The following is a 12531-nucleotide window of genomic DNA, read 5'->3' as shown; positions in this document are numbered from 1 at the left end:
GCAAAAGCCCGGTTTCACCGATAAGCGCCTGAAAAGAAGTGTATGCGCATGTGCGCGTGGCTTTCGCGTGATGGCCCCTGACCATGTATAATGGGCGCGCAATTCGTTCACGGGGGATAAAATGAAACTATTCTTGGTTCATCGCCTGATACAGGTGACCGCAATTCTCTGTCTGATCAATTTCCTGGCGCCGAGCGTTCAGGCAGACCAAGGCGAAGCCATGGATGCGATTGACAGCTTTGACAAGGCGATGCTGTCGATTTTCCGCCGTGGTCAGGATACGCTGACGTCGCAGACACGCCCGGTCATGGTGATCGCACGGGATGTTACGGTCCTGTCCGAGCATGGGCAGGTGTCGTTTCCCAGGGACGCGCCAAACTACCTGATTTTCAAATCTACATCACACGTTCTTCTGGGGATTATCGGTGCTGTGACCCCGTGGCCCACGGAATATGCCGATGGCGCAAGATGGAAAAAGGATTTTGCGGCCATCGCGCAGGAAATCGATACGCTGACGCCGTGGATAGAGAAGCTCGACCTGCCAAAAGAGGAGATTGCCCGGCAACGTCAGATGCTTGAGGCCGCGCGTAGCTTTACGAATATGGCGGTCCAGCGCGGAACCCTTACACGACAAGACGTCTCAAGAGTGATCAACGACATGCGTCCCATCTGGGCGGCCAACATGCGCGAGGCGGCGCGAGCTGAGCTTGCCTCGTTGCACAAGGCCGTGACTGAGGCGCGTGCGGCAATCAGCAAAGAAGACTGGGATAAAATGTATGTGGTTCATCACGGCGGGTCCAATGTAACGGGGATCAATGTTGTCGAACTCTATCTGGAGCGCGTGATGCCGCAGAAAGTTCTGACGGGTCAGGTTATGTTTGCCGAAAATGCGCATGGCAACAAGGCGATGGCCGATTACGTCGGCTATGAGAAGATGCAACGTCTTGTGGGCGCTTGGGCATTCGGGGATCCGGGGCGCATGGAGGTTGATCTACTGGGCTATGAAGCAGGCTCGCTTCTCGATGAAATGATCCCGTCCGTGCCGCCGCCGGAGTAGCGTTCGGGGCTCTATTCCTCGCGCGACCGTTTCAGCAAACGCCCGATGGTGAACGAGGTGCGCGGGGCATAGACATAGTTGGTTCGCTCTTCCGGTGTCGGACGAGAGCGCATCCGCGCCACGCCGAATACGATCAGAACCAAGTGTCCGGTGGCCACAAAGGCGAACAGGGCACCGGGACCAAATTGCTGGATCAGCGTGGATGAGATGTAAGGTGAGGCAATTGCCCCCAGCGCGTACCAGAACATCAGCGCGGCTGACAGTTCCACCCGTTCCTCCGTGGTAGCAAAGTCATTTGCGTGTGCAGAGGAAACCGAGAAGATCGGAAAGGTCGTTAGGCCAAAGATTCCAGCGGCCAGCATAACACCCAGCGTACCGGTGCCGCTTGCGGCCATCGTAACACCACAACTGAGCACGGCAGCACCGGATAGCCAGATCAGCACCCAGCGCCGGTCATATTTATCGGCAAGCCATCCCAACGGGTATTGGGCCAGAGCCCCTCCCAAAACAAATGAGGCGAGGAAAAACGCAATCTGATCCACGACCAGCCCTACCTCTTGCCCGTAAACGGGGCCGACCATACGGAACGAGGCCGAACTAAGCGCCGCCACGATCACTCCCGCCACCGCCAGGGGGGAACTGCGCCAGGCCAGTTTCGGTCTCAGGCGGGGGGCGTCAGGTGTGATCGGCTGGCTGGCGCGGGTCAATGTCAGCGGCAATAGCGAAGCGCAACACAGGATCGCCAACAGATTATAGGACACGTACGAGGCGGGCGGCAGCACGGCAATGATCAACTGCGCACCCAGCGACGCCCCCATGTCGACGAACCGATACGTCCCCATGGCGCGCCCACGGGTTTCGTTGGTGACTTTGGCGTTCAGCCAGGCCTCAATCACAGTGTAGCTGCCTGCTACGCAGGTGCCCGAGGCGATCCGCAATAGGGCCCATAAATAAGGGTTGTCAGTCAGAGTATGCCCGATCAGCCCCATCGCCCCCAAGGCTGTACAGACGGCAAAGGCCCGCGAGTGGCCGACGTTCCCCATAAGCCGTGGAGCCCACCAGCAGCCAATAAAAAAGCCAAGGAAATGCGATGATCCCAACAGACCGATCTGCTCGGTCGTGAAATCCAGTGTAATGCCCGAGATGGCGTCCAGTGGTCCGACGCCGCCGGTGGAGAGCTGCAGCAGAATGACAGAAAGAAAAAGGGCGGCAAAGGAAATGATCGTGCGCATGATGGGCTCACCTTTACCCAATACGCCAGTAATGCGCGCGCCTTATCGACGCGCAGGCGTCGTTTTTTGGCTATCCTGCCTTTTTGATTTCGGCCCGGATGTTCAGCCCGACGGTGTCCTGCACCAGATCGGGGTATCCGGACGCGCCGAAATCGTGGCGGTTCAGCGCGCCGGTCAGGCGGATGGACAGCATGTCGAGATTGTCAGAGGTGCTGCCTGGCGGGCGAAAGAGGTCGGCTTGCAAGGCGATCGGTTTCGTGACGCCTCGTAGGGTCAGGTTGCCGGTGATTTTCGCCCCGCGGGAGATCCGCCCGCCGTCACCCAGCTGTACCCGGGTCGATACGAAGTGAATGGTCGGGAACCGTGCGACGTCCAATACGCTTGCACCCAGCATCGCGTTCCTGGCGAATGGCAGTTTGGTGCGGGCTTCGGCGGCGTTCAGGGTGACACTGACGCGACTGTTGGTCAGGTTGCTCAGGTCGATCCGGATATCGGCCGAGTGGATCGGCATGGTGCCGGATTGGGCAAGGCCCGACAGGTCAAAGGTAAAGTCCACGGATGTGCCCTTGGGCACCAGCACGTAGGTGCTGAGGTCCGCATGGGCCGGGCGGGTCAGAGGCAGAATGGCCAACCCGGCCAGAAGTGTGCGCCGGGTCAGGTGGGTCATGCCAAGGCCTCCTGCCTGCGCGGGCGTGAACGGTTCAGCAGCACCAGCAGGATGGCAATGTTCAAGCCGTTCCACAAAATGCCGTTGATGAAGGCCAGTTGGTAATTGCCGGTCACGTCGTAAATCCAACCGGACATCCAGCCACCCAAAGCCATGCCCATGATCGTCATCATCATGACGAACCCGACGCGGGCGCCAGCCTCTTGCGGAGGCATATACTCGCGGACCACCAGTGCATAGCTGGGCACGATACCGCCCTGCGCCAGCCCGAACAGCAGGCTGATGACGTAAAGCGAGACCATCCCGTCATAAGGCAGGAACAGGAACAGGGCGATGCATTGCAGAACCGAGCCGATCAGCAGGGTCATCACCCCGCCCAACTTGTCGGCCACCAGTCCCGAGATCACGCGGCTGACCACGCCGCCCAACAGCATCAGCGACAGCATCTCGGCCCCGACGGCCGGACCGTATCCCAGACCGACGCAGTACGAGACGATGTGAACCTGCGGCATCGACATGGCCACGCAGCATCCGATCCCCGCCAGACCCAGAATGTATTGCAGGGCGCGTGGCGATATTCCAACGCTGCGGGCTTTGATCTGCGCGTTGGCGGCGGCGGTGCTGTGCGCCTCGACCGGGACCTGACGGCGTAGAAGAAGGGACAGGGGGATGACGACCGCCAAAGTTATGACTGCCAGCGTCAGATAGACTTGCTGCCAGCCGTCGCGGGCCAGAATGCCCGACAGGAGGGTGGGCCAGATCGCCCCGGACAGGTAATTCCCGCTGGCCACCAGCGCGACGGCGATCCCGCGCCGCCGCATGAACCAGTGCGAGATATCGGCGATCAGCGGCCCGAACCCAATGGACGTGCCCAGCCCCAGCAGCAGATGCGCCACCGACAGCAGCAGGATGTTCGGTGCCCATGTCGCCAGCAGGTAGCTTATTGCGCTTAGAATTGCGGCTCCGATCAGCGCCTTGGTCACGCCCAGCCGGTCGACCATTTGGCCCAGCCACATGTTCCCCAACGCAAAGCCGATCATGGCCAGAACGTAGGGCAAAGAAGCCTCGGCCCGTCCGGCCCCGAACTGCGCCTCGACGGCGGGCATCACCACGATCACCGCCCACATGCCCACATTTGCCACCATTGCTATGGCGAGCGTGATCAGAAGGCGAAGCCAGGAGTAGCGGCTGTCATGGATCGGATGGCTCATACGGAAACGCTAGGGCCGGGGTCGGGCTTTGGCCAGTCACATGTTTTGTGATCCCGGTGAGGTGTCACCCCAATACATCTTGCGTTTCGATCCGGGTCAGGTTCAGCCCGGCGCGCGGTTTGGTCTGGGTGGCCTGCCAGCTAACCGGGGGCAGGGCGCGGGCGCGGCGGCGGGTCAGGGTCCAGCGGCGGGCCTCTCCCTGATGGTTCGCCGCCATGTGCCAGCGAGTCTCGACCCCTTGCGCGCCGCCATCGCCGGGTGTCAGTAGCAGGCCCAGTGGAGCCCGCCCCATCGCGCCACCCTGTTCGGCGGCCAGATGCATTCGCCGCACCGGCGTCAGCCCCGGCGCGCCGGGCAGGTCGCCGATGATGAGCGGGATCGCTCCGCTGCGCAGCGCCTCTTCCATGCACCACAGCAGATCCTCGGCACGGGTGGGACGGACGAAGATAAACCGGGCAGGATCGGCAAAGGGCATCATCCCATCGGGGTTTAGTTGGCCGGGCTCCCACGCGGGGGAAATCCACAGCACCGGCCCTTGTGCTTGGCCCGCTAACCACATGGCAAAGCTGCGCCGGGCGGGGCCGCAGGCCTCGTGCACGCGGCCCAGTTGCAGGGTGATCTGCGAGTGTAGGGCCAGCCCCGGCGCTTCACGCGCGGGCTTGCGGCCAAGAAGATTTGTAGACATGCCGCCAGCCTAGCATGTTCTCATTTTGTTCTCAATCTGGGAATGCTGCCATGAACCCGTTACCGGGACAGAATCATGCGGCCATCCGTGAATTGGATGTTCGAGAACCGATGTAGGTAGTCCATGCCAAGCAGAGACTGACGCAAATCGCCTTCATTGACCCAGGCCGCAACGCCATGATCGGTGATCGGGCCAAGTTCAAGACTGTCCAGCCGGATGGGCGCGGTGCGCACCTCTCCGTTCGCAGTCGAAGCGCGACCAAGGTAATTCAGCTGGTCGGGGTCAACGCCGATACGCCGGGCGTCCTTTTCGCTGAACACAATCTGGCTTGCACCGGTATCGACAAGGAAGTTGATTGGCTCTCCGTTCACGACAACAGGCAGATAATAATGTCCGTCATAGGCACGCGGAACTTCGATGGTTTCGCCGGTGACGGTCATCTGCGGGGCAGGGGCAACGGTCGAGCGGATGTCCTCCCACAAGCCGACAACGGCGATTGCACCGACGAAGATGAACACCCAAGCCATAGCCTGCTGCATGGTTTTGTTCAGCGACTGGCGGTTCTGCGAGACAAACCAAAACACCACCGCCGCGCCAAGCACGACCAGATACACCAAACGCCCAATGCTGTCGCCATCCATACCGTTACCCTAACTGAATTCACTCTTAGGTATATGGGGATTTAAGACGCAAAACCAAAGGCCTTCAGGCCATCCAATATGAACTGAACCGACAGCGCCGCCAGTAGCATGCCCAGCAACCGGGTCAACACGTTCAGGCCGGTTTTGCCCAGAATACGTGCAATCAGGCCACCGGACAGGAAGAACGTCAGAACCACGGCCATCACTGCAAGCATCACCAGAATAGCTTCAAAGATGCCCAGAATGCCCGGATGTTGACCGGCCAGAAGAATGATGGTCGCAATCGATCCCGGGCCGGCGACAAGCGGAATGGCCAGAGGGAACACAGATGGGTCGGGGTGTTCTTCTTCCTCTTCGACACGGTCTTCGCGGCGTTTGGTGCGGCGTTCGAACAGCATGTCGAGAGCGGTCAGAAACAGCAGCGCTCCACCGGCGACTTTGAATGCCTCCATCGAGATGCCGACAAAGCCCAACACTGCCTCGCCAAAGGCCGCAAAAGCGATCAGGATTCCCGAAGCCACGGCACAGGTGCGCAACGCCACCTTGCGCCGCGCGCGCGAATCCATACCCTGCGTCAGCGCCACGAAAATCGGGGTGGTGCCAAAGGGGTCGATCACTACGAACAAGGTGGTAAATGCAGTAATGAAAAAGGCCAGATCCATCATGCGGCATTCTCGGCGTTTTCAAGGCGTTCGGCGGCGGCGACCCAAAGCGACTCCGCCTTTTGCATCGCTTCGACTACCTCGGCGAACTTACGGTTCCAGGTTTCCAGATCGTTGATCTTGTCGTCTTCGTACAGGGCAGGGTCTGCCAGCTTGGCCGAGAGTTTTTCGTGCATGTCCGATAGCTTTTCGATCCGGTCCTCGCACTTACGCAGGTCGGCGCGCAGGGCTAAAACAGTCTCGCGCGAAGCGCGTTTAGGTTTCTCCACCCGAGGGTTTTCTTTGACCGGTTTGTCGCGGGCCAGCAGCATGGCGCGATAGGCTTCGAGGTCACCGTCGAAGGGTTTGACCGTGCCGTCCGAGACCAGCCACAGTCGATCTGCTACCAGCGACAGCAGGTGCATGTCGTGGCTGACCAGGACCACCGCGCCGGAATAGGCGGTCAACGCCTCGACCAGCGCTTCGCGGCTTTCAATGTCCAGATGGTTGGTCGGTTCGTCGAGGATCAGCATATGTGGCGCATCGATGGTCGCGATCAGCAGCGACAGCCGCGCCTTCTGGCCCCCGGACAACCGCCCGACCAGAGTTTCCGCCTGATCAGCATTCAACCCGAACCCAGCAAGGCGCGACCGCCATTTGCCCGGAGCCTCATCCGGGCGCAGCCGACGTAGATGGTCCAGTGGTGTTTCGTCCACATGCAACTCATCGACCTGATGCTGTGCAAAATATCCGATACGCAGCCTGTTGCTGCGGGTCATCTTGCCCGCCATGAGGGGCAGGCGGTCGGACAGCAGCTTGGAAAGCGTTGACTTGCCCTGACCGTTTTTCCCCAGCAGCGCGATGCGGTCGTCCTGGTCGATGCGCAGGTTCAGTCGGCGCAGAACTTCAGTCTCACCATAGCCGGTCACTCCGCCCTCGATCTGGATGATCGGCGGCGAAAGCTCCTCGGGTTCGGGGAAAGAAAACGCGCGTAGGGCGGCCTCTTGCGGGGTCGAAACCAGTTGGATGCGTTCGATCATTTTCAGTCGCGACTGGGCCTGCACCGCCTTGGATGCCTTGTAACGAAAACGGTCAACAAAGCTCTGCAGATGGGCTATGCGGGCCTTGGCCTTGGCGTTTTCCGATTCTGCCTGGGCCAGACGTTCGGCGCGACGCTCGGCGAACTTGTCATAAGGCACCGCGTAGTAGGTCAGCTTGCGGTCTTCCAGATGCAGGATCGACCCTACCGCACGGTTCAGCAGTCCACGGTCGTGAGAGATGATGATGACCGTATGCGGGTACTTGGCCAGATAACTCTCCAGCCATAGCGCACCTTCGAGGTCCAGATAGTTGGTCGGCTCGTCCAGCAACAGCAGGTCGGGCTGAGAGAACAGTACCGCAGCCAGCGCGACACGCATCCGCCAACCGCCTGAGAAATCGGAGCAGGGGCGCAACTGGTCCTCATCATCAAACCCCAACCCTTTGAGAATCGAGGCCGCGCGGGCTTCAGCCGACCAAGCGTCGATATCCGCCAAACGGGTCTGAATCTCTGCAATCCGCGCGGGATCTTCGGCGCTGTCGGCCTCGGCCATCAAAGAGCTGCGTTCGGTATCAGCCGCCAGCACCGTGTTGATCAGCGACACGTTGGACGAGGGTGCCTCTTGTGCCACGCCCCCGATCCGCGCCCGTTTCGGTAAAACGATATTGCCCGATTCCAGCGCCAACTCGCCCCGGATCAGGCGGAACAGAGTGGTCTTGCCGGTGCCGTTCCGCCCCACCAGACCAACCTTGTGGCCGTCGGGAATGGTGGCGCTGGCACCGTCAAACAGGGGGCGGCCCTCGACCGCAAAGGTGATGTATTCGATCCGTAGCATAGGCCGAGCACTGCGGCACGGCCTGACGCTTGTCAATGGGGTGAATCGCCGATGGCCTGTCAGTTTAGTTCTGCGGCCACGTCTTCAAAGGGGTACGAGGCAAAACCAACCAAAGCCTGGTCACCTTCTTCGCTGAATGCAAAGACGTGAACTTCGTCGTGGTGCAACGTGGCACGGCAAAACACACCCGACTGAGACAGGTTTAACGGGCAGGTTTCCAGATCGGTGTGAGCAACCGCTGTTTCGAATAGTTCGTAGTTCATCGGCACGGGCGCCGGATCGGCTACGGCGGTTGAGGCAAGGATGCAGGCGATAGCCGCAATTTTCGGTGTCATCAGAGTGGCCTTTTTGTTAACACTTTCTGTCCGCACAGCAAAATAACTGACAGAAAAAGTCAGGCAATAAAATCGATTTCTTTCAACCGCGTCATTCTTACGCGCTATCCCTTTGGCGCATTGCGCGTTTAACCTTGTCCGAGACGCCCACACCTACAGGCTTTGCGCCAAGTGATTGGCATGGGCACGACGCGGACCTTGTGATAGCTCTGCCGTGATTTGCATTTCTAGCCGGATTTCTTCATGCGCGCGGCACAATCACCTCCATCTCTGGTAACACTGGTTTTTGCGACTGCGTTGTCAGTACTGTCGCTTAACATGTTCCTGCCGTCGCTGGCGCGGATGGGGGAAGACTTTCAGGTCGATTACGCGCTGGTGAACTTGTCCGTGGCGGGATACCTGGCGGTGTCTGCCGTGCTGCAACTGATCATGGGACCGTTGTCCGACCGGTTTGGCCGCAGACCTGTTCTGCTGACCTGTATGGTGGTCTTCGTCGCCGCGTCGGTCGGCTGCGTGCTGGCCGACGCGATCTGGGTTTTTCTGAGTTTCCGCCTGATGCAGGCCGCCGTGGTAGCCGGGCCTGTTCTGTCCAGCGCCGCCATCCGCGACATGTACTCGCCAAACGAGGCCGCCAGCAAACTGGGCTATGTGGCCATGGCGATGGCGCTGGCCCCGATGCTGGGGCCGATGCTGGGCGGTGCGCTCGACAGTGTGTTTGGATGGCGCGCTGGCTTTGTTCTGTATTCCGTGCTGGGGGCAGGAATGCTGCTATTGCTTTGGGTCGATATGGGCGAGACGAACGACAACCGGTCCTCGACCTTCGCCGCGCAACTGAGGGAATACCCGCACCTGTTCCGCGCGCGCCGGTTCTGGGGATATGCCCTGTGCGCGGCCTTTTCGATCGGCGGGTTCTATAGCTTCATCACCGGAGCGCCCTTGGTGGCAGCAGCTTGGTTTGATCTCAGCCCGGCGATGCTGGGGCTTGGCATCGGGATTATCACCGGAGGGTTTATGGTGGGGAACTTTATCACTGGACGGATCGCGGTGCGTACCCGGCTAACCACCATGATTCTGATCGGGCGCATTATTGCCTCGACGGGACCGCTGGGTGGTCTGTTTCTGTTCCTTGCCGATCTGGGTTCGGTCTGGGTGTTTTTCGGTTCGGCAATCTTCGTCGGCTTTGGCAATGGTCTGACCAATGCCAATGCATCCGCCGGGGCGATGTCCGTCCGCCCCAAACTGGCGGGCAGTGCCGCTGGCCTGTCCGGCGCAATGATCGTGGCACTGGGGGCCGTTCTGACCTCGCTCACCGGTATTTGGGTTAGCCCCGAAAACGGTCCGTTCCTGGTTCTGGGCATGATGTGGGCGTGCAGTTTCGCCGGGCTGTTGGCGGTGCTGTATGTGCGTTGGGTTGACCGCCATGACCCACTGCCCGAAACGATCTGAGCCGTAGCGCATCATAGTGCTTTTCATATGAGACAGACCATGCTAGGCGGCGCGCGATGGATTTCGGCGCGATCCCGCGCCTTATGTTAAGGAGAGGCCGACATGGCACTGGAACGCACATTCTCGATCATCAAACCCGATGCAACCCGCCGCAACCTGACTGGCAAAATCAACGCCAAGTTCGAAGAAGCGGGCCTGCGCATCGTTGCGCAAAAGCGCATCCACATGACCAAAGAACAAGCCGGCAAATTCTACGAAGTACACGCTGAGCGTCCGTTCTATGACGAACTGTGCGAATTCATGTCGTCGGCTCCGGTTGTTGTTCAGGTTCTGGAAGGCGAAGGCGCCATTGCAAAGAACCGCGAAGTCATGGGCGCAACCAACCCCGCAGACGCAGCCCCCGGCACCATCCGCGCCGAGTTCGCTGAATCGGTTGGCGAAAACTCGGTCCACGGCTCGGATGCTCCGGAAACCGCAGCTGTTGAGATCGCCTACTTCTTCTCGGGCATCGAACTGGTCGGCTAATCTGCTGTAAGATCTGAATTTCAGGCCGCTCCCGGCAACGGGTGCGGCCTTTTTCATACCGGCTTGAGGTCGTCCACTGACACCCGCACGCCGACCGCATCCAGATCCGAAATCATCTTGGTTTCGGGTGTGGCCCTGACACTGGTCTTGATCGCATCAAACCTCTGACGCAGGGCTTTTTTCTCCTCACCCTTGCAATCGTTCCATGGGCGTCCTTGCAACCCCATCACCAGAACATAATAGCCGATGAAATGCGGCCGGGTTCCGGCGCGCACCAAGCGGGCATATGCCTCATCGGGGCCCAACTCACGCAGTTGCTGCGCCGAGTGGATTCCGGCACGGGCACACGCCTGTTCGAAAGCGGGGCCAAGGTTGCGGATCGAAGAGACGGGATCGGACATGCCCAACTTCTAGCCCTGTGGTGCAGTGATGTCGACCTGACGCCGGGTTAGAGCAACATCGGACTTGCCAGATGGGATGGCGTGCGATTTCATGACGTCATGCTGTCATAAGGTTGCCCATGTCGAAGAACAAGGAACCCGGGGGAAAATCCGACAAAAGCAAAAAGAACACCTCGCTGAGGTTGGATGGCAAGACTTTGAAAGCCCTCAAGATCCGGGCAATCGAAGAGGGGACCAGCGTTCAGAAGATCATCGAGACACTGGTGAATGACTATCTTGATACGTCGAAAAAGGGTCGTTCGTGATGGGGCAGAAAAGCGGGTTTTTCATCGTTCCGGGCAAATTCGATCTGGCGGGGTTTTCCGACGCGCTCAAAGGTCTGTCGCCCGAATTCGAAACACCTGCAGCCGCACGCCCGTTCGACCTTTTGGACTGTCATGATCAATCGCTGCGGGCAGAAGGGCGGTTGCTGATCGAGGTCGACGGCGCATTACAATTGCTTCAAGCCGACGGCGATGTTCTGGCTCAGGCCTGCAGCGGTAAGGAGAAGTTCGTTCAAGACCTGCCGGACGGCCCTGTAAAAGCGGCGGTGAAGGGGTTCCCCAAACTGCGCGCGTTGATGAGCATAGGCTCGGGCCTGATCGAATCCGGCAGTTTTGCGGTGCTGGATGACCTGCAAAAGACGCAGGTCCGGGGCAGCGTCGTGACGTTGTCCACGGATAAGGGGCGGGCGACCATTCTGAACGTACAGCCGATGCGCGGCTATGACCGCGCCTTTCACGCTGTGTGCGCGGCGTTGAAGACTATGGCGGTATCTGGATTTGACACGGTGTTCTCAAACTTGTTTCCCGACTCCACCCCCTATGACGCCAAGCCCGATGTCCCATTAGGCACGCAGGAGCCTTCCATCGAAGTGGCAGCGGATATCATTCGGACCTATCTGGCCGTCGCGCGCCAGAACGAGGCGGGTGTGATCGCCGATATCGACACCGAGTTCCTGCACGACTACCGCGTCTCGCTGCGCAGGGTCCGGTCAGTGTTGAGCCTGTTCAAAGGCGTGTTCTCACCGGAACAGGCCGACGCGCTGAAACGCGAATTCTCGGATCTGATGGCCCCGACCGGGCGAGTGCGGGATCTGGATGTCTATCTTCTGGAAAAAGAAATTTACTTCAATCTGATACCGCCCAACCTTCATCAAGGCGCCGAGGCCATGTTCGCGCAGTTCGCGAAGGAGCGGACCCGCGCTCTGACCGCGCTGTCGCAGCGCTTTCGCAGCGCGGCATACAGCAAAAAGATGGATGAATTGGCGGCGTTGCTTGCTGATGTGAAAGGGTTGGAACCCGGTCCAAATGCAGATCGTGGGGCTTATGGCTATGCCTGTGCGCTGATCTGGAAACGGTATCGCAAGGTGTGCAAGCTGGCCCGCGGCATCACCCCGGAAACGCCGGATAAGGTCGTGCATGACCTGCGGATCGACTGCAAGAAACTGCGCTACCTGATGGAGTTCTTTGGTCCTCTGTTCGACAAAAGTGATTTTAAAACGCTTATCAAGCCATTGAAAAAGCTGCAGGATAACCTTGGCCTGTTCAACGACTACTCGGTCCAGCAAGAGGCGCTGCTGGAATTCGTGGCGACCCAAAGCAACGCGCAAGGTCGGGTAAACGCCCAGCTCGCCATGTCCGTCGGTGGGTTGATCGCCGTTCTCGACCAACGCCAAAAGGCAGAACGCGACCGTGTGATCGCAAATTTCCAGCATTTCGACAGCCCGGACATCCAGAAACTGTTCCGAACTCTGTTTCACCACAAGGAGGATTGA

14 protein-coding genes are annotated in these 12531 nt (G+C 59.5%); 5 read left to right on the top strand and 9 right to left on the bottom strand.

Annotated features, from left to right (window positions below; translation table 11 throughout):
• Positions 1-121 precede the first annotated feature (121 nt).
• Entirely contained in the window at positions 122-1057 is a 936-nt protein-coding gene (locus ACR0IK_RS04375; RefSeq protein WP_480589762.1) for a hypothetical protein, read from the top strand.
• An 11-nt stretch (positions 1058-1068) separates the two neighbouring features.
• On the opposite strand, the gene ACR0IK_RS04370 is transcribed toward ACR0IK_RS04375, so the two are convergent.
• From ACR0IK_RS04370 to ACR0IK_RS04335, 8 genes are all read right to left on the bottom strand, one after another.
• Positions 1069-2289, bottom strand: a complete 1221-nt coding sequence (locus ACR0IK_RS04370) for an MFS transporter (RefSeq protein ID WP_480589764.1) — start codon at positions 2287-2289, stop codon at positions 1069-1071.
• Between the two features lie 70 nt (positions 2290-2359).
• The gene (locus ACR0IK_RS04365; protein ID WP_480589766.1) at positions 2360-2956 is read right to left on the bottom strand and encodes a YceI family protein; all 597 of its coding nucleotides are present in this window, start codon (positions 2954-2956) and stop codon (positions 2360-2362) included.
• Complete coding sequence (locus tag ACR0IK_RS04360; protein WP_480589768.1) at positions 2953-4167, bottom strand: MFS transporter; 1215 nt, start codon at positions 4165-4167, stop codon at positions 2953-2955. The genes ACR0IK_RS04365 and ACR0IK_RS04360 overlap by 4 nt, the downstream gene beginning before the upstream one ends.
• 64 nt (positions 4168-4231) lie before the next feature.
• Positions 4232-4852 carry an ImuA family protein gene (locus ACR0IK_RS04355; RefSeq protein WP_480589771.1) on the bottom strand — a complete coding sequence of 207 codons (621 nt, stop codon included), beginning with the start codon at positions 4850-4852 and terminating at the stop codon, positions 4232-4234.
• 59 nt (positions 4853-4911) lie between these two features.
• Entirely contained in the window at positions 4912-5493 is a 582-nt protein-coding gene (locus ACR0IK_RS04350; RefSeq protein ID WP_480589774.1) for a retropepsin-like aspartic protease family protein, read from the bottom strand.
• Positions 5494-5534: 41 nt separating this feature from the next.
• Entirely contained in the window at positions 5535-6158 is a 624-nt protein-coding gene (locus ACR0IK_RS04345; RefSeq protein ID WP_058281008.1) for a MarC family protein, read from the bottom strand.
• Complete coding sequence (locus ACR0IK_RS04340; protein WP_480640577.1) at positions 6155-8008, bottom strand: ABC-F family ATP-binding cassette domain-containing protein; 1854 nt, start codon at positions 8006-8008, stop codon at positions 6155-6157. Before ACR0IK_RS04340 ends, ACR0IK_RS04345 begins: the two co-directional genes overlap by 4 nt.
• A 59-nt stretch (positions 8009-8067) precedes the next feature.
• A complete protein-coding gene (locus ACR0IK_RS04335; RefSeq protein WP_480589779.1) occupies positions 8068-8343 on the bottom strand; it encodes a hypothetical protein in 276 nt (91 codons plus the stop codon).
• 243 nt (positions 8344-8586) lie between these two features.
• Here ACR0IK_RS04335 and ACR0IK_RS04330 point away from each other — a divergent pair, with 243 nt between their 5' ends.
• Positions 8587-9789 (top strand): multidrug effflux MFS transporter, encoded by a 1203-nt coding sequence (locus tag ACR0IK_RS04330; RefSeq protein WP_480640576.1) that lies wholly within the window; start codon positions 8587-8589, stop codon positions 9787-9789.
• Between the two features lie 102 nt (positions 9790-9891).
• Positions 9892-10314, top strand: a complete 423-nt coding sequence (gene ndk, locus ACR0IK_RS04325) for a nucleoside-diphosphate kinase (protein ID WP_068334875.1) — start codon at positions 9892-9894, stop codon at positions 10312-10314.
• A 53-nt stretch (positions 10315-10367) separates the two neighbouring features.
• On the opposite strand, the gene ACR0IK_RS04320 is transcribed toward ndk, so the two are convergent.
• Positions 10368-10715 (bottom strand): TfoX/Sxy family protein, encoded by a 348-nt coding sequence (locus ACR0IK_RS04320; protein ID WP_480640575.1) that lies wholly within the window; start codon positions 10713-10715, stop codon positions 10368-10370.
• Positions 10716-10834: 119 nt separating this feature from the next.
• Between ACR0IK_RS04320 and ACR0IK_RS04315 the strand changes: the two genes are divergently transcribed.
• Both ACR0IK_RS04315 and ACR0IK_RS04310 read left to right on the top strand, forming a co-directional pair.
• Entirely contained in the window at positions 10835-11020 is a 186-nt protein-coding gene (locus ACR0IK_RS04315) for a hypothetical protein (RefSeq protein WP_480640574.1), read from the top strand.
• Entirely contained in the window at positions 11020-12531 is a 1512-nt protein-coding gene (locus tag ACR0IK_RS04310; protein WP_480640573.1) for a CHAD domain-containing protein, read from the top strand. Before ACR0IK_RS04315 ends, ACR0IK_RS04310 begins: the two co-directional genes overlap by 1 nt.

It is taken from the genome of Ruegeria sp. BF7 (assembly GCF_056538605.1).
The sequence above is the reverse complement of the archived record's forward strand: the minus strand, read 5'-3'. Positions and strand labels throughout refer to the sequence as shown.